Annotated in this window: 21 protein-coding genes; 20 read left to right on the plus strand and 1 reads right to left on the minus strand. The window is 35.3% G+C overall.

Annotation, left to right across the window (positions count from 1 at the left end; all coding sequences use genetic code 11):
• Positions 1–200: 200 nt before the first annotated feature.
• From LOK41_RS22620 to rsmI, 9 genes are all read left to right on the plus strand, one after another.
• Entirely contained in the window at positions 201–380 is a 180-nt protein-coding gene (locus tag LOK41_RS22620; RefSeq protein WP_241818398.1) for a sigma factor G inhibitor Gin, read from the plus strand.
• 82 nt (positions 381–462) lie between these two features.
• On the plus strand, positions 463–1,881 hold the full coding sequence (locus tag LOK41_RS22625; protein WP_241818399.1) for an aminotransferase class I/II-fold pyridoxal phosphate-dependent enzyme: 1,419 nt from the start codon (positions 463–465) through the stop codon (positions 1,879–1,881).
• 8 nt (positions 1,882–1,889) lie between these two features.
• Positions 1,890–2,516: a dTMP kinase gene (gene tmk, locus LOK41_RS22630; RefSeq protein WP_174102890.1), complete on the plus strand. Its 627-nt coding sequence runs from the start codon at positions 1,890–1,892 to the stop codon at positions 2,514–2,516.
• A gap of 35 nt (positions 2,517–2,551) precedes the next feature.
• Positions 2,552–3,535 (plus strand): DNA polymerase III subunit delta', encoded by a 984-nt coding sequence (holB, locus tag LOK41_RS22635; protein WP_241818400.1) that lies wholly within the window; start codon positions 2,552–2,554, stop codon positions 3,533–3,535.
• Positions 3,536–3,540: 5 nt separating this feature from the next.
• Entirely contained in the window at positions 3,541–4,368 is an 828-nt protein-coding gene (locus tag LOK41_RS22640) for a PSP1 domain-containing protein (RefSeq protein ID WP_174102892.1), read from the plus strand.
• Between the two features lie 14 nt (positions 4,369–4,382).
• Positions 4,383–4,733, plus strand: a complete 351-nt coding sequence (gene yabA, locus LOK41_RS22645) for a DNA replication initiation control protein YabA (RefSeq protein ID WP_000412052.1) — start codon at positions 4,383–4,385, stop codon at positions 4,731–4,733.
• A 118-nt stretch (positions 4,734–4,851) separates the two neighbouring features.
• On the plus strand, positions 4,852–5,592 hold the full coding sequence (locus tag LOK41_RS22650; RefSeq protein ID WP_174102893.1) for a tRNA1(Val) (adenine(37)-N6)-methyltransferase: 741 nt from the start codon (positions 4,852–4,854) through the stop codon (positions 5,590–5,592).
• Positions 5,579–5,869, plus strand: coding sequence for a GIY-YIG nuclease family protein (locus LOK41_RS22655; RefSeq protein ID WP_241818401.1), 291 nt, complete (start codon positions 5,579–5,581; stop codon positions 5,867–5,869). The genes LOK41_RS22650 and LOK41_RS22655 overlap by 14 nt, the downstream gene beginning before the upstream one ends.
• Positions 5,838–6,713 carry a 16S rRNA (cytidine(1402)-2'-O)-methyltransferase gene (gene rsmI, locus LOK41_RS22660; protein ID WP_241818402.1) on the plus strand — a complete coding sequence of 292 codons (876 nt, stop codon included), beginning with the start codon at positions 5,838–5,840 and terminating at the stop codon, positions 6,711–6,713. Before LOK41_RS22655 ends, rsmI begins: the two co-directional genes overlap by 32 nt.
• A 20-nt stretch (positions 6,714–6,733) precedes the next feature.
• Here rsmI and LOK41_RS22665 read toward each other — a convergent pair whose 3' ends face one another.
• Complete coding sequence (locus tag LOK41_RS22665) at positions 6,734–7,018, minus strand: AbrB/MazE/SpoVT family DNA-binding domain-containing protein (RefSeq protein ID WP_241818403.1); 285 nt, start codon at positions 7,016–7,018, stop codon at positions 6,734–6,736.
• Between the two features lie 364 nt (positions 7,019–7,382).
• Between LOK41_RS22665 and metG the strand changes: the two genes are divergently transcribed.
• From metG to spoVG, 11 genes are all read left to right on the plus strand, one after another.
• Positions 7,383–9,365 (plus strand): methionine--tRNA ligase, encoded by a 1,983-nt coding sequence (gene metG, locus LOK41_RS22670; protein ID WP_241818404.1) that lies wholly within the window; start codon positions 7,383–7,385, stop codon positions 9,363–9,365.
• A gap of 179 nt (positions 9,366–9,544) precedes the next feature.
• Positions 9,545–10,312 (plus strand): TatD family hydrolase, encoded by a 768-nt coding sequence (locus LOK41_RS22675; RefSeq protein WP_174102896.1) that lies wholly within the window; start codon positions 9,545–9,547, stop codon positions 10,310–10,312.
• Between the two features lie 241 nt (positions 10,313–10,553).
• Positions 10,554–11,111, plus strand: a complete 558-nt coding sequence (gene rnmV, locus LOK41_RS22680; RefSeq protein WP_241818405.1) for a ribonuclease M5 — start codon at positions 10,554–10,556, stop codon at positions 11,109–11,111.
• On the plus strand, positions 11,108–11,989 hold the full coding sequence (rsmA, locus tag LOK41_RS22685) for a 16S rRNA (adenine(1518)-N(6)/adenine(1519)-N(6))-dimethyltransferase RsmA (protein ID WP_241818406.1): 882 nt from the start codon (positions 11,108–11,110) through the stop codon (positions 11,987–11,989). Before rnmV ends, rsmA begins: the two co-directional genes overlap by 4 nt.
• A gap of 254 nt (positions 11,990–12,243) precedes the next feature.
• On the plus strand, positions 12,244–13,107 hold the full coding sequence (gene yabG / locus LOK41_RS22690; protein ID WP_241818407.1) for a sporulation peptidase YabG: 864 nt from the start codon (positions 12,244–12,246) through the stop codon (positions 13,105–13,107).
• A gap of 276 nt (positions 13,108–13,383) precedes the next feature.
• Positions 13,384–13,647, plus strand: a complete 264-nt coding sequence (gene veg / locus LOK41_RS22695) for a biofilm formation stimulator Veg (protein WP_018767332.1) — start codon at positions 13,384–13,386, stop codon at positions 13,645–13,647.
• Positions 13,648–13,739: 92 nt separating this feature from the next.
• Positions 13,740–13,919, plus strand: a complete 180-nt coding sequence (gene sspF, locus LOK41_RS22700) for an acid-soluble spore protein SspF (RefSeq protein WP_001985066.1) — start codon at positions 13,740–13,742, stop codon at positions 13,917–13,919.
• A 196-nt stretch (positions 13,920–14,115) separates the two neighbouring features.
• A complete protein-coding gene (ispE, locus tag LOK41_RS22705; protein ID WP_241818408.1) occupies positions 14,116–14,985 on the plus strand; it encodes a 4-(cytidine 5'-diphospho)-2-C-methyl-D-erythritol kinase in 870 nt (289 codons plus the stop codon).
• A gap of 54 nt (positions 14,986–15,039) precedes the next feature.
• Positions 15,040–15,888: a pur operon repressor gene (gene purR, locus LOK41_RS22710; RefSeq protein WP_241818409.1), complete on the plus strand. Its 849-nt coding sequence runs from the start codon at positions 15,040–15,042 to the stop codon at positions 15,886–15,888.
• 350 nt (positions 15,889–16,238) lie between these two features.
• On the plus strand, positions 16,239–16,613 hold the full coding sequence (locus LOK41_RS22715) for a RidA family protein (RefSeq protein WP_241818410.1): 375 nt from the start codon (positions 16,239–16,241) through the stop codon (positions 16,611–16,613).
• 152 nt (positions 16,614–16,765) lie between these two features.
• Entirely contained in the window at positions 16,766–17,059 is a 294-nt protein-coding gene (spoVG, locus tag LOK41_RS22720; RefSeq protein WP_000454042.1) for a septation regulator SpoVG, read from the plus strand.
• Positions 17,060–17,737: the final 678 nt, after the last annotated feature.

Genomic DNA, 17,737 nt, shown 5'->3' on the forward strand with positions numbered 1-17,737 from the left:
AGTATAAATGAAAGTTTTATTTCATTGTATAGGTGACAAACACAATACCCAATTGTGCTTCATATTATATATATAACAAAGCGATGTATATTTTTCAGAAAAGTGTTAAGGAATAGGAGTAGGTATATTTTGATTTAAAATAGAGGGGAGGAAATATCTTATATTGTTCTCGGTTAGGTGAGAATGATTAGGATAAAGATATGGAAACAAAACACGAGGTTTGTATTGTATGTGAAAATAAGAAAGATGATGGTATACGTGTACAAACAAGTTTTATATGTGACACTTGTGAGCGAGACATGGTAGAAACTGAAACGAATGATCCTAAATATATATATTATTTACAACAACTACGAAAAATTCAAATATCATATTCATAAATAGGCATACACGCCTATTATTTTTTTTGTCTCAATATCTCTGTATAATAAGTAAAGAATGAAAAATAAGGAAGAGATAAACATGAATCAAAATCAAATACCGTTATATGAGACGTTAATTCAGTTTAAAGATAAAAATCCTTTATCTTTACATGTTCCAGGACATAAAAATGGTTCGAATTTTCCAGAGCGAGCACAAGTTGGTTTTGGTGATGTACTTTCTATCGATGTAACAGAACTAACAGGATTAGATGATTTGCATAGTCCGTTTGAATGTATAGATGAAGCACAGCAATTGCTGGCTGATGTATATCGTGTAAAAAAGAGTTATTTTTTAATTAATGGTTCTACAGTTGGAAATTTGGCAATGATTTTATCATGTTGCGGAGAGCATGACATTGTTCTTGTACAAAGAAATTGCCATAAGTCTATTATCAATGGCTTGAAGTTAGCTGGAGTGAATCCAGTATTTTTAGAGCCGTGGATTGATGAATTGTATGGCGTGCCAGTCGGAGTTCAGCATGAGGTTATTAAGAGAGCTATTGAACGATATCCAGAAGCAAAGGCATTGATTTTAACACATCCTAATTATTATGGTATGGGGCTTGATTTAAAAGAAAATATTTTATATGCACACGCACATAACATTCCTGTTTTAGTAGATGAGGCACATGGAGCGCATTTTTGTATAGGAGAGCCATTTCCCAAATCAGCATTAGAATACGGTGCTGATATAGTTGTACATTCAGCACATAAGACATTACCTGCTATGACTATGGGTTCTTATCTACATATAAATAGTAATTTAGTGAATGAAGAAAAAATTTCTTCTTATTTAAATATGTTACAATCTAGCAGTCCATCTTATCCGATTATGGCTTCACTAGATGTAGCTCGTTTTGCATTAGCAAATATGAAGGAGAAGGGCTGTCATGAAATTGTGGGGTTTGTGAGGAGATTTAGAGAGGAATTACATAGTATTCCACAAATTTCTGTCTTACAGTATCCTTTGCAGGACGAGCTCAAAGTTACAGTACAAACGCGCTGTGAGCTTTCTGGATACGAATTACAATCTATATTTGAAAAGATAGGTATATACGCAGAAATGGCAGATCCATATAATGTTCTATTGATTTTACCGTTGCAGGTGAATGAACAGTATATAAAAGCGATAGAAGTTGTACGACTGGCATTACGTAATTATACGGTAACAGACAAGAGACCATCAATTCGGTATACTTACAAAGAAGGCTTTTCTTCTTTACCATTTACTTATAAGCAATTAGAAAAGTATAAAAAAAAAGTTGTATCTTTACAAGAAGCTACCGGAATGATTGCAGCGGATATGATTATTCCGTATCCACCGGGTATTCCCTTACTTATGTATGGAGAAGAAATTACGACAGAACATATTGAACAAATTTCTTATTTAGAAGAAATAGGTGCCCGTTTTCAAGGAAATATAAAATATATGAATGTGTATGATATAGAAAGAAAGTAGGTTTTAGGATGAAGGGATTATTTGTAACAATTGAAGGACCAGAGGGCTCAGGTAAATCAACATTAATTACAAAGTTGTTACCGCACTTTGAAAAGAAAGAACAAAAAGTAATAGCAACAAGAGAACCGGGGGGTATCGTAATTTCAGAAGAGATTCGAGAAATCTTACATAAAAAAGAGTATACAATGATGGAAGCACGTACGGAAGCATTGCTATATGCTGCAGCACGTAGACAGCATTTAGTAGAAAAAGTTATGCCAGCTTTGGAAAGAAACTATCTTGTATTATGTGATCGTTTTATTGATAGTTCTCTTGCCTATCAAGGTTATGCAAGAGGGCTAGGAATTGATAAAGTATTTGAAATTAATCGATTTGCAACAGAAGACTGTATGCCTGGTTTGACAATCTATCTAGATATAGAACCTGAAGTAGGCTTAGCACGCATTGAAAAGGATGCTAATCGTGAAGTGAATCGTTTAGATATGGAAAGTATGAAATTTCATAAGCGCGTTCGTGAAGGGTACTTACAGCTTGTAGATCGTTTTTCAGATCGCATAGTTGTTGTGAATGCAAATCAATCAATGGAAAAAATTATGGAAGAAGTTATTCAGCTTATAGAAGATAAATTGTTATAATAGAAGGAAAGTATAAAACAAGTGAGGTATGCATTATGACGAGGACGTGGGAGCAGCTTTCTGCTATACAACCCATTGGTGTAAAGATGTTGATGAATAGTATTGCAAAAGGGCGTATATCCCACGCTTATTTGTTAGAAGGTGCGAAAGGAACTGGAAAATACGAAACGGCAATTCAAATGGCAAAAAGTTTTCTTTGTTTACAAAGAAAAGGTGTAGAACCGTGTCATACATGTACGAATTGTCGACGGATTGATTCAGGTAATCATCCCAATTTACACGTTGTAAAACCAGATGGATTATCTATTAAAAAACAACAAATTCATGACTTACAGGAAGAGTTTTCAAAAACAGGTTTAGAGGCAAATAAAAAGGTATATATTATTGAGCATGCAGATCGAATGACGGCAAATGCTGCTAATACCTTATTGAAATTTTTAGAAGAACCAAGTAGCGATACAACGGCTATTTTACTTACTGAACAAAGTCATCAAATTTTAAATACAATCTTATCCCGTTGCCAAGTTGTAACATTTAGACCCCTCGCTGCAGAAGCTTTAATTGAGAGATTACAGGCGGATGGCGTTCCGGTTTCTTTATCTACTCTTGCTGCACAGCTTACGAATAGTTTTGAGGAAGCATTATTACTGTGCAATGATGAATGGTTTGCACAAGCACGAACTTTAGTGATAAAATTATGTGAAGCGCTCGAAAAAGATACAGCCTCTCTTTTTTTTGTACAAGAAAAGTGGGGGAAACACTTTGGAGAGAAGGAACAATTACAACAAGGTTTAGATATGTTACTCCTTATTTATAAGGATTTATTATATGTTCAACTAGGAGAAGAAGATCGTCTCGTCTTTCAAGAGCAAAAGGAGATGTTTCATTCTTTCTCCTACGCTCAGAAGCGCATTGTATCAGCTCTTTTTAATATATTAGAAGCAAAAAATAGAATCAACGCTAATGTAAATGCGCAGCTTGTGTTCGAACAGTTAGTGTTGCGGTTGCAGGAGGGATGACCGTTTTGTATGATGTAGTAGGTGTTCGCTTTAAGAAGGCCGGAAAAGTGTATTACTTTGACCCGAATCAATTTGATATCTCAGAAAATGAATTCGTGATCGTGGAAACTGTAAGAGGTATTGAATATGGGAAAGTAGTTATTACAAAAAAGCAGGTTGATGAAAACGATGTGGTACTACCGTTAAAGAAAGTTATTCGCATTGCGAATGAAAATGATCGGACAGTTGTTGAAGAGAACAAACATGCTGCAAAAGAAGCATATCAAGTTTGTCAACAAAAGGTAGGGGAACACAAGCTTGATATGAAACTTGTAGACGTAGAATATACTTTTGATCGTAATAAGATCATTTTCTATTTTACAGCCGATGGTCGTATTGACTTCCGTGAGCTTGTAAAAGACTTAGCTGCAATTTTCCGGACAAGAATTGAGTTAAGACAAATTGGTGTTCGTGATGAAGCGAAAATGCTTGGTGGTATTGGTCCATGTGGTCGTATGCTTTGTTGTTCTACATTTTTAGGTGATTTTGAACCCGTATCCATTAAAATGGCGAAAGATCAAAATTTATCATTAAATCCTGCGAAAATTTCTGGTTTATGTGGCCGATTAATGTGTTGCTTAAAATATGAGAATGACGAGTATGAAGCGGCAAAAGAGCAACTTCCTGATTTAGATCAACGTATACAAACGCCGCATGGGCTTGGGCGCGTCATCGGATTAAATATTTTAGAAAGATTAATTCAAGTGGAACTAGTAGACAAGGAACGGATAGTGGAATATACGTTAGATGAATTGATTAATGAAGGGGTCGTTTCGAGTCAAACCACAGATTAATGAGGTGGGTGCTTGTGGAGAAAAAGGATATTTTTGCAGCTGTTTCCAGTATGGAAGAGCAAATTGGACATTTATATAAGCAGTTGGGAGAATTAAAGCAACATCTTGCAGAGTTACTTGAAGAAAACCAACATATTAAAATGGAAAATGAAAATTTGCGACGCCGTTTTGAAGAAGTACAGAATAAGGAAAAACAAAAAACGCAAAAGCGAAAAGAAATGAAACCTAAAACAGATATTGGTGAAGGATATGATAACTTAGCTCGTCTATATCAAGAAGGTTTCCATATCTGTAATTTACATTATGGAAGTGTACGTAAAGAAGGGGATTGTTTATTCTGTCTGTCATTTTTAAATAAAAAATGAAATTACCTTTCCAATATATTGGAAAGGTAATTTTTTATACATGTGAGTAAAGTTAAGATGGAATCGTTTTTGCTTTTACGTAAATAGGGTAGGTTAAGTATAAGAAAGGGAATTGTATATGCACTTATATGAAGATGAACGTTTAGATTATTTACTAGCAGAAGAAATGAAAATCATTCAAAGCCCATCTGTGTTTAATTTTTCTTTAGACGCAGTATTACTTGCAAATTTTGCGTGGGTTCCGATTCAAAAAGGGAATTTACTTGATTTATGTACAGGAAATGCTGTTATTCCACTTTTATTAAGTACAAGAACAAAAGGTAAGATTACAGGTGTAGAAATTCAAGAGCGTTTATATGATATGGGAATCAGAAGTGTTCAGTATAACAATCTGGAAGAGCGAATTCATTTAATACATGGGGATTTAAAAGATATGCCGGAGCAGCTGGGGCGCCATCAATATGATGTTGTAACATGTAATCCACCATATTTTCAAACGCCAAAGGCATCTGAGAAAAACATTAACGAGCATTTAGCTATAGCTCGTCATGAAATTATGTGTACATTAGAAGATGTCGTATATGCTAGTAGTCAGCTTGTAAAGCAGGGTGGTAAGGTAGCATTTGTTCATCGTCCAGGTCGATTACTTGATATTGTAACATTAATGAGAAAGTATAAGATTGAACCAAAACGTGTACAGTTTGTATATCCAAAGGCGGGTAAAGAAGCAAATACGCTACTAATAGAAGGAATTAAAGATGGAAATGCAGATTTGAAAATTTTACCGCCCCTTTTCGTATATGAGGAAAATAATGAATATACAAAGGAGCTTCGTTCAATCTTATATGGAGAAAAATAAACATTATTTTTATGTAGTGGAATGTTCAGATAAAAGTTATTATGCAGGATATACAAATAATTTAGAGAAACGAATTCAAACCCATAATAGCGGTAAGGGAGCACGTTATACTCGTGCTAGGCTTCCTGTTGTTTTAAAATATGTAGAGGTTCATGAAGAGAAAACGACAGCTATGCAAGCCGAATATCATTTTAAACAGTTAAAGCGAAAAGACAAAGAAGAATATATGCAAAAAGGAGAGCGCTATGTGGCAGCAAAAAAGCTTTCAAGTAAATGAAAAGGGTGTCTTATATTTAGTTCCGACACCGATTGGTAATTTAGAAGATATGACGTTTCGTTCGATTCGGATATTGAAAGAGGCTGATATCATTGCTGCTGAAGATACACGGCAGACGAAAAAGCTTTGTAACTATTTTGAAATTGACACACCAGTCATGAGTTATCATGAGCACAATAAGGAAATAAGTGGACAGAAAATTTTAGATAAGCTAGAAGATGGAAAAACAGTAGCTCTTGTAAGTGATGCGGGTATGCCTTGTATTTCTGATCCCGGCTACGACATTGTGGTAGCAGCTGTAGAGGAGCGATATCATGTTATTCCGCTTCCAGGGGCAAACGCTGCTCTTACAGCGTTAATTGCGTCAGGATTAGAGACAAGACATTTCTATTTTTATGGATTTTTACAAAGAAATAAAAAAGAACGTAAAGCGGAATTGGAAAAGCTTCGTTATGTTCCAACTACGATGATGTTTTACGAAGCACCACATCGATTAGATGATACGTTAATTTCTATGAAAGAAGTACTTGGAAATAGAGAGATTGTATTGTGCCGAGAGCTAACGAAAAAATTTGAAGAATTTATTCGTGGATCGATAGAAGAAGCGATTGAATGGACAAAACAAAATGAAGTTCGTGGTGAATTTTGTATATTGGTATCTGGATCAAAAGAGGAAGCTGCATCAGAGGAACAATGGTGGGAAGCTATATCAGTATACGATCATATCGAACATTATATAAATGAGCAAGGAATGTCTTCAAAGGATGCAATTAAAAAAGTTGCAAAAGATCGAGATTTGTCGAAACGGGACGTGTATCAAATCTATCATGTCGATAAAAAATAAGCTTCTCATAATTGAGAAGCTTATTTTGCAGCTTGAATATATTGTTGAAGTTCGTTTAAGATTTGTTCAGCGCCTTCTTTGCTTAAAATAATTTTACCTTCAGCTAAAGCAAGGTTGCCATCAGATACTTCACCAGTTACTTGGCAAGTCATGTTTGGCTTATATTTTTTTAGGATGATTTTTTCGTCATCAACGTAAATTTCAAGAGCATCCTTCTCTGCAATACCTAATGTACGACGTAATTCAATCGGAATTACAACACGGCCTAATTCATCAACTTTACGAACGATACCAGTAGATTTCATATTCTTTATCCTCCTCATATTCTGTAAGTTTGTGAGTCTATATTTTAATTCGTCATTTTTCGACAAAATACCCTATGAACATATGATACCAATCATTTACATTTCCGTCAATTCATAAATTATAGATTTTATGAAAGAATTATAGATTTTTTTACTCCTTATATATAATAGAAAATGAAAGAATTGCACAAGTATTTTTACTGCATTTTTTAATTTTATCAATTTTTTCAGAAAAAACACTGTATATTTTTTGGAAAATGAGTAATAGATGATAAAGATAATCGAGCATTAATTCGTTTTTATGCGTCAGTTTTTGATATACTGTTTATAAATACATATGAGGTCATTTGGGAGGCTTAAAACAATGACAGAGGAAAAGAAAACCTTTTATATTACTACTCCAATTTATTATCCGAGCGGAAAGCTTCATATTGGACATGCTTATACGACGGTAGCGGGAGATGCAATGGCACGCTACAAGCGCATGCAGGGATACGATGTTCATTATTTAACAGGTACTGATGAGCATGGACAAAAGATTCAAAAGAAAGCAGAAGAATTGCAAGTTACACCACAAGCATATGTTGATAACATTGTAGAAGGAATTAAAGAACTGTGGGGGAAAATGGACATTTCTTACGATGACTTTATTCGTACAACAGAAGACCGTCATAAAGAAGTTGTCGAAAAGATTTTTAAACAACTTGTCGATCAAGGTGATATTTATCTTGATGAGTATGAAGGGTGGTACTCTGTACAAGATGAAACATTCTACACAGAACACCAGCTTGTTGATCCAATTATGGAAGGTGACAAAGTAGTTGGTGGAAAAAGCCCAGATAGCGGTCATGCTGTAGAGCTTGTTCGTGAAGAATCTTATTTCTTTAGAATGGGTAAATATGTAGATCGACTATTACAGTTTTACGAAGAAAATCCACACTTCATCCAACCTGAATCTCGTAAAAATGAAATGATTAATAACTTCATTAAACCAGGTTTAGAAGATTTAGCAGTTTCACGTACTTCTTTTGATTGGGGAGTTCGTGTACCAGGTAACCCAAAACACGTTATTTACGTATGGGTAGATGCATTGTCTAACTACATTACAGCACTAGGATATGGAACAGATAATGAAGAGAAGTATAAAAAGTATTGGCCAGCAGATGTTCATTTAGTAGGAAAAGAAATTGTTCGTTTCCATACGATTTATTGGCCAATTATTTTAATGGCACTAGATTTACCACTGCCGAAAAAAGTATTTGCTCATGGATGGATCTTAATGAAAGACGGAAAAATGAGTAAATCAAAAGGAAATGTAGTTGATCCTGTTACGTTAATTGATCGTTACGGATTAGATGCACTACGTTATTATTTACTTCGTGAAGTGCCATTTGGATCAGACGGTGTATTCACACCAGAAGGATTTGTAGAGCGCATTAACTTTGATCTTGCGAACGACTTAGGAAACTTATTAAATCGTACAGTAGCGATGATTGATAAGTACTTTGATGGAGAAATTCCTGCTTTTAAAGAAAATGTAACAGAGTTTGATCAAACGTTAGTAGCATTCGCACAAGATATATTGAAAAAAGTAGAAGAAGCAATGGAGAACATGGAGTTCTCAGTGGCATTAAGCTCTATTTGGCAATTGGTTAGCCGTACGAATAAATACATTGATGAAACACAACCTTGGGTATTAGCAAAAGATGAGAATGACCGTGATAAACTTGCTTCTGTAATGGCACATCTTGCAGAAATGCTTCGTCAAACAGGTATTATGCTTATGCCATTCTTGACAGCAACACCAAGTAAAATCTTTACGCAACTTGGCCTTACTGATGAAGCACATCAATCTTGGAATAGCCTTTCTACGATTGGTTGTATTCCTGCTGGTACAAAAGTAGTGAAAGGACAGCCAATATTCCCACGCTTAGAGGTGGAAGTAGAGGTTGAATATATTAAAGAACAAATGAAAGGTTCTGCCCCTAAAGTGGAAGAGAAAAAGGAAGAAGAACCGAAAGCAGAAGAAATTACAATTGATGATTTCTTTAAAGTTGAATTGCGTGTGGCGGAAGTAATAGAAGCAGAACCTGTGAAAAAAGCAGATAAGCTTTTAAAAATTCAACTTGATTTAGGCACAGAAAAGCGACAAGTTGTTTCTGGCATTGCTAAATTTTACACACCGGAAGAATTAAAGGGGAAAAAAGTTATTTGTGTAACGAATTTAAAGCCAGTGAAATTACGTGGTGAATTATCACAAGGTATGATTTTAGCAGGCGAAGAAAACGGAGTATTATCGTTAGCGACAATTGATCAAAGTTTACCAAATGGTACAAAAATCAAGTAATCCTGACAAAATAAGAGATGTTTCACGTGTAACATTCGTGAAGCATCTTTTTTCTTGTTAGGAATCTTTTTAAAAATTTCTTTTTTGTATTAAGATTGTACTATCGTTTTTATTACGTTGTTAGGATAGAGATTTTGAAACATGATAGAGTTTATTTCATATAAAAGGAGTTATTTGCTATGTTGTTTGATACACATTCACATTTAAATGCAGAGCAATTTAAAGAAGATTTGCAGGAAGTCATTGTAAGAATGAAAGAAGCTGGGGTTTCATATACAGTTGTAGTTGGTTTTGATGAAGTAACGATAAAAAAGGCAATGGAACTTGCAGAAACGTATGATTTTATTTATGCGGCAGTTGGTTGGCATCCGGTTGATGCAATTGATATGACAGAAGAGCATTTAGTTTGGCTAGAAGAATTAGCAGCGCACCCAAAAGTGGTTGCTCTTGGTGAAATGGGATTAGATTATCATTGGGACAAATCTCCGAAAGAAGTACAGAAAGAAGTATTTCGTAAACAAATTCAGTTAGCAAAGAAAGTAAAGTTACCTATTATTATACACAATCGTGATGCAACGCAAGATATCGTGGATATTCTAGAAGAAGAAAATGCAGCTGAAGTAGGAGGCATTATGCATTGCTTTAGCGGCAGTGTAGAAGTGGCGCAGCAATGTATTGGCATGAATTTCTTAATTTCATTGGGTGGGCCAGTAACTTTCAAAAATGCAAAAAAACCGAAGGAAGTTGCAATGGAAATTCCAATGGAAAAGTTATTAATAGAAACGGATTGTCCATACTTAACACCACATCCATTTCGTGGTAAACGAAATGAACCAAGCTATGTGAAACTTGTAGCAGAAGAAATTGCAAACTTAAAAGGGATTTCATATGAAGAGGTCGCAAAGATAACTACAGAAAATGCAAAAGCGTTATTTGGTGTTGAATAAGAAAGAATGGGGGTTCATTCTTTTTTGTGTTGTTATCTTAGAAAGAAAATGTAATTTAGTTAACTAGCGGATACATGTATGGCGAGGAAAACAAGTAAAAGTTAAAGTGTTACAATAAGAAGAGTAGGCAGAGGATTTTTTCTCCTCTGCTTTTTAAATTGTATCAATGGGAAAATAATAATGGAAAAGTATTCGTTTTTTTGTTTTACTAAGTAGAGACGAAATGAGTGTGGAGGCAGTCATGAAAATTAAAGAGATTATCGTTGTAGAAGGTAAAGATGATACAGTTGCAATTAAGCGCGCTGTTGATGCAGATACAATTGAGACGAACGGTTCAGCAATCGGTGATCATGTCATTGAGCAAGTAAAATTGGCACAGCAAAAACGAGGTGTTATTATTTTGACGGATCCTGATTATCCAGGAGAACGTATTAGGAAAATTATTTCTGAAAAGGTTCCGGGTTGTAAGCATGCTTTCTTACCGAAAGAAGAGGCACTTGCAAAAAGAAAAAAAGGAGTCGGAATTGAACATGCTTCCAATGAATCCATTCGCCGTGCTTTAGAAAATGTTCATGAAGAAATGGAAGCTTATACGAGTGAAATTAGTTGGAGTGACTTAGTAGATGCTGGTCTAGTGGGCGGAGAACAGGCAAAAAGTCGTAGAGAAAAAATGGGTAAACTATTAAAGATCGGTTATACAAATGCGAAGCAGTTACATAAACGTTTACAAATGTTTCAAGTTTCAAAAGAAGCATTTGCGGAAGCATATAAACAAGTATTACAGGAGGAAAAGAAATGAAGGATATTGCAACACCGAATCGTACGAAAGACATTGTTGAAAAATACGGATTTTCATTCAAAAAAAGTTTAGGACAAAATTTTTTAATTGATACAAACGTATTAAATCGTATTGTAGATTATGCAGAGATTGGATCAGAGAGCGGAGCGATTGAAATTGGTCCCGGTATTGGAGCTTTAACAGAACAATTAGCAAAGCGTGCTAAAAAGGTAGTAGCATTTGAAATTGATCAACGATTATTACCAATATTAGATGAAACGTTAGCTCCGTATGGTAATGTAACTGTTATTAATAAGGATGTTTTAAAGGCAGATGTGCATGAAGTATTTGGAGAACAATTTGACGAAGGGCAAGACGTAATGGTGGTAGCGAATTTACCTTACTATGTTACAACACCAATTTTATTTAAGTTGCTCGAAGAAAAGCTACCAGTGCGCGGATTTGTTGTTATGATGCAGAAGGAAGTAGGCGATCGTTTAGCAGCGAAACCAGGTACGAAAGATTATGGTTCTTTATCTATTGCAATCCAATATTATACGGAAGTGGAAACAGTGATGACTGTTCCTCGTACTGTATTTGTACCACAACCAAATGTAGATTCTGCAGTTATTCGTCTTTTAAAACGTCCAAAACCAATTGTAGAAGTGAAAGATGAGAAGTTTTTCTTTGAGGTAGTACGAGCAAGTTTTGCACAACGTCGTAAAACGTTGATGAATAACTTATCAAATAATCTAAACGGTTTCCCGAAAAATAAAGAGTTATTAGAGCGTATTTTAACAGAAGTAGGCATTGACCCAAAACGACGAGGCGAAACATTATCAATTGAAGAATTCGCAGCACTGAGTAATGCGTTAGTCTCTCATAAAGTAAAACTTTAATTAGTGGGAGGTTTCATCTTCCATTGATTATCAGTCCTTACCAATCGGGCTTTTACGGTCAGTTGCTTTCCACCTAAATTCTTTGCTTTTACTGAATTTTGGTGTGTGTGGCTTACTGCACACAATAGCGTGATAAACAATAAAAGGACAGCTCCATTGGAGCTGTCCTTTTTGTCACCTTTTCTACTCTGGATTCATACGTTAAAAACAGAAGATGGTTAGTGAGATGGCCTAATGAGTTTGGAGGTAAGATAATGGCTGTACATGTGGGAGATTTAGTAGAACGACATTCATATAATCGAGATATTCTTTTTCGTATTACAGAAATAAAAGGTGAAATTGCAATATTGTTTGGAGAAGAAGTTAGGCTGATAGCAGATGCACCACTTGAAGATTTAATTATCATTGATCAGCGTGAGTATAAAAAAAGAGCAAAGCGTGAAAAGGAAACGATGGAGCAAACATATCGTCTGTTTCATCAGGACTATGTTTTGATGAAGCAACGTCACGAACATAATTCTACAGGTGGATATACGAGTGAAGTTAATTATTTTCAAATGCCAGGTAGGGTTTTGCATATAGATGGGGACCCATTATATTTACGGAAATGTTTAGATTTATATACAAAGATAGGTGTTCCAGTTCAAGGGATACATTGCAAAGAAACAGAAATGCATGAAAAGGTAGTCGATTTAATCGATCATTTTCGTCCAGATATTTTAGTAATTACAGGACATGATGCATATACAAAATCAAAGGGAGTTATGGGAGATTTAGCAGCTTACCGTCATTCTCGGCATTTTGTACAGGCCGTTCGGGAAGTACGTAAAAAATATCCTTCTTTAGATCAACTTGTTATTTTTGCTGGAGCATGTCAGTCTCATTTTGAAGCTTTAATTCGAGCTGGTGCTAATTTTGCTAGTTCACCATCGCGTATTAATATTCATGCATTGGATCCAGTATATGTAGTGGGAAAGATTAGTTTTACTTCATTTATGGAACGCGTAAATGTATGGGATGTTGTTCGAAATACCATTACTGGGGAAAAAGGTCTTGGTGGTATTGAGACCCGAGGGCTTTTACGAACAGGGTTACCTTTTCAATATTATGAAGAGTAAGCAAGGTATATATGTACCTTGCTTTTTTTATGGGAAAGTATTAATTTTCTTGGTAAAAGCTGTACCTTAAACAAGGATTTGTAAGTGTTTGGATAAAAAAAGATAAGAACGTACAGACTATACAATGATACTTTTACAATATAGTAATTCTTCTATCTATTCGAACGCATTAGGTTCTTGCGAAGATATTGTCCATTACGTATGGGCAATGATTGGGATAGATATATCATGTATTTATGTATTCACTCTAAATTACAGCGAGGTGTAGCAAAGTATATGTCAAAACGTTTAGATGAAATAAAAAGTGAATTAGACCATCATCTTGGGAAGCGCCTTATGTTAAAGGCGAATAGTGGAAGAAGAAAAACAGTGGAACAATCAGGGGTACTAGCAGAAACATATCGCTCTGTTTTTGTTGTGCAGTTAGATCAACAAGAGGATACGCTGCAGCGCGTTTCCTATAGCTATGCAGATGTTTTGACAGAAACCGTGGAATTAACATTTTATGATGACCCTCAGAACGAGGTTATTTTAGGATAACGACCTAGTATGTTACATATATTCCCATAAATAAAGAAGGCCATTTTTTTGTAAACTAATTATACCGTAGCAAAATAAGGAGGGACCCTGCATTGAGTAGACGAAGAGGAGTCATGTCAAATCAGTTTAAAGAAGAACTCGCAAAAGAGCTTGGATTCTATGATGTTGTTCAGAAAGAAGGATGGGGCGGAATTCGTGCGAAAGATGCTGGTAATATGGTGAAACGGGCCATTGAGATTGCAGAGCAGCAATTAATGAAACAAAACCAGTAGTTGTAAGATAACTTCTATGCTACGGTAGCCGAGGAGAAATTCCTCGGCTTTTTGCACGCTAAAAGTTACCATCATTTTGCATAAGTAGTTTCATTCTGAATGCTTTTCGTTATAATTAGGGAAGTGTCATCGTCTTACTATAAATTTATGGTAAAATAAACGATAAAAGATTGAGTACATAGAGTGGGTGAATAGATTGAAGCTACTAGTGAAAGCACCAGCAAAGATTAATCTGTCGTTAGATGTACTAGGGAAAAGACAAGACGGCTATCATGAAGTGAAAATGATTATGACAACAATTGATTTAGCAGATCGTTTAGAGCTAACGGAGTTATCAGAAGACCGCATTGAAATTGTATCCCATAATCGGTATGTCCCAGACGACCAGCGTAATTTAGCTTATCAAGCAGCGAAATTATTAAAACAGAGATTCAATGTAAAGAAAGGCGTATCTATTTCTATTGAAAAAACAATTCCGGTGGCAGCAGGATTAGCTGGCGGTAGTAGTGATGCAGCTGCTGCATTAAGAGGACTTAATAAGTTATGGAATTTGGGTCTTACAATAGACGAGCTAGCAGAGTTTGGTGCAGAAATTGGATCAGATGTATCTTTTTGTGTATATGGCGGGACAGCTATTGCTACAGGAAGAGGAGAAAAAATAGAGCACATTAAGACACCTCCTTCTTGTTGGGTTATTTTAGCTAAGCCTCATATCGGTGTATCTACTGCTGACGTATATGGAAATTTACAATTAAATCGTGTTACGCATCCAGATGTAGAGCAGATGGTTGAATCCATTAATAGCGGTAATTATAAAGGTATTTGTGATGCTGTAGGGAATGTGCTAGAGGATGTAACGTTTAAGATGCACCCTGAAGTTGCACGTATTAAGGCACAGATGAAGCGCTTTGGTGCAGATGCAGTTTTAATGAGTGGTAGTGGACCAACTGTATTTGGATTAGTACATCATGATTCAAGAATGCATCGTATTTATAATGGTTTAAAAGGATTTTGTGAACAAGTATATGCAGTACGTTTATTAGGAGAGAGAGAAACGCTTGAATAAAGACGTATAATAAGTTATGATTTGGTTAGAATATTCGTGATTTGGGGTGAGAGTGTGAAAATTAGACGGAGTACAAGACTAGTCGATATGACTTACTATTTATTGCAAAATCCTCGTCAGTTAGTTTCTCTCACTTTTTTTGCTGAACGGTATCAATCAGCTAAGTCCTCTATTAGTGAAGATTTAGTTATTATTAAGCAAACGTTTGAACAACAAGGAGTCGGCACATTGCAAACGATACCAGGGGCAGCAGGAGGAGTGAAATATATACCATATATAAGTGAAGAAGAAGCAAATCTGATTATTAATGAGCTATGTAGTTTATTTGAGAATCCAGATCGTATTCTTCCGGGTGGATACTTATATATGACGGATCTTTTAAGTAATCCGCGTTATATCAATGGAGCGGGTCGCCTATTTGCCTCTGTATTTGCAAAACAACCAATTGATGCGGTTATGACGGTAGCGACAAAAGGGATTCCGCTTGCATATGCGGTAGCAAATTATTTAGATGTACCTGTGGTAATTGCAAGAAAAGATAATAAGGTAACAGAAGGGCCTACAGTTAGTATTAACTATGTATCAGGTTCATCTAAGCGCATTCAAACAATGACTTTAGCAAAACGTAGTCTTCCGGAAGGTGCTAATGTTTTAATTATTGATGACTTCATGAAGGCCGGTGGAACAATTCAAGGTATGATTAGTATGCTAGAAGAGTTTAATGCCAACGTTGTTGGAATCGGTGTATTAGTAGAATCAACAGATATTGAAGAAAGACTTATTAATAAATTTGTTTCTCTAATCCGTTTAGCAGAAGTAGATATTAAAGAGAAAACAATTCAAGTGGAAAAAGGGAATTATTCACTTGTACCATTTGACGAAGGGCTTGTAGAAGCTGAATAAAAAGGTAAAGCATCCGCTTTATCTTTTTTTGTAAATGAAAGTGCTAGTAGGCGGTAAGCCTTTTCTTATATAAATCCTTTCTTTTTGAGGTGGGAGAGGATCCAATTATGGGCGGAAGCGGTCAGCCTATTTTTCTATCCCATGCCAAGTGAAAATAAAGAGAGAGAACAAATTTAGGTGGTTTTTTGTTCTTAGTAGCAGCAACTTATATGTTGAAAAGCAAAAAGAGATTTATATAGCTAAAGTTTTACCGCCTACTAGCAAGGTACATTCTATTTGTTTGAGAATAGGTGAACTCAGTTTGTAGGAGTCAATTATTTTTGAAACTAACAATAAAAGGGTGAGAAAATATGAAAGTAGTTCAAACAAATCAAGCACCGCAAGCAATTGGTCCATATTCACAAGGAATTATCGTAAATAATATGTTTTATAGCTCAGGACAAATTCCATTAACAGCAGGTGGAGAACTTGTAACCGGTGATGTAAAAGTACAAACAGAACAAGTATTTCAAAATTTACAGGCTGTATTAGAAGAAGCAGGAGCGGCATTTGATACAGTTGTAAAAACAACTGTATTTTTAAAAGATATGGATGATTTTAACGATGTAAACGAAGTGTATGGAACATATTTTTCCACACATAAACCAGCTCGCTCTTGTGTACAAGTTGCAAAATTACCGAAGGATGTTTCCGTCGAAATTGAAGTAATCGCCCTTATAAAATAAATATTTGTAAGCGATAACGTCCATTAATTCTTATATTCCATTAAAATAAAAATTTTTATCTTAAAAATTTTTAAAAAATTAGAGGGAAAATAGAAAATTTGTGGAATTTATACAAACATATCGCTTATTTAGAAAAGGGTGGTGAACACAAGATGGAAGTGACTGACGTAAGATTACGCCGCGTAAACACAGAAGGCCGTATGAGAGCGATTGCCTCTATTACTCTAGACCATGAATTTGTTGTTCATGATATTCGTGTAATTGATGGCAATAATGGATTATTTGTAGCAATGCCAAGTAAACGTACTCCAGATGGAGAGTTCCGTGATATTGCACATCCGATTAATTCTAATACACGCTCTAAAATTCAAGATGCGGTTTTAACTGAGTATCACCGTTTAGGCGAGTTAGAAGAAGTTGAGTTTGAAGAAGCTGGAGCTTCGTAAAATTCGAATAAAAAGAGCTCGAATAAAAAGAGCTCTATAATTTTGTAACAAACTCCTGTAAACACTTACAGGAGTTTGTTTTTTAGTTGTAAATCTATTTTGATTTACGGGCACATAAGTTCCGGTTATGGAAATAAAAGAAGCCCTCCACTCGCTTACTCCGTTTGTTTTCATACGACATGGGATCCAAAAGGGCCCTGACCACTACTATGCAAGGGCGGATGCTCTCCCATCTAAAAGGAAAACCTTATATTGTCCGTTCAATTGATAAATCTATTTCGATTTACTAGCACATAAGTTCCGGTTATGGAAATAAAAGAAGCCCTCCACTCGCTTACTCCGTTTGTTTTCATACGACATGGGATCCCAAAAGGCCCTGACCGTTACTATGCAAGGGCGAATGCTCTCTCCCAACCAAAAAGAAAGGTTTTATATTTATTTTAAATAAAACTTTCCCCTAAATAAAACTTCACTTTATTCCCCATGTTATATGTAAAATCCTAATTTATTAAAAATCATTCGAAATAGTATATCTTATTTCCTAAAAAAAGATACTAAAGAGTAAAACATCTTATAAGAAGTATGGTAAAATTTAATAGTTATGCTCTGTTTCTTGAAATATATAGTGATTTAGGATAATATCTTTAATGGATAAATAGGTTGCGATGGAGGGTCTAT

This window comes from Bacillus sp. TL12 (genome assembly GCF_022625245.1).
Taxonomy (GTDB): domain Bacteria; phylum Bacillota; class Bacilli; order Bacillales; family Bacillaceae_G; genus Bacillus_A.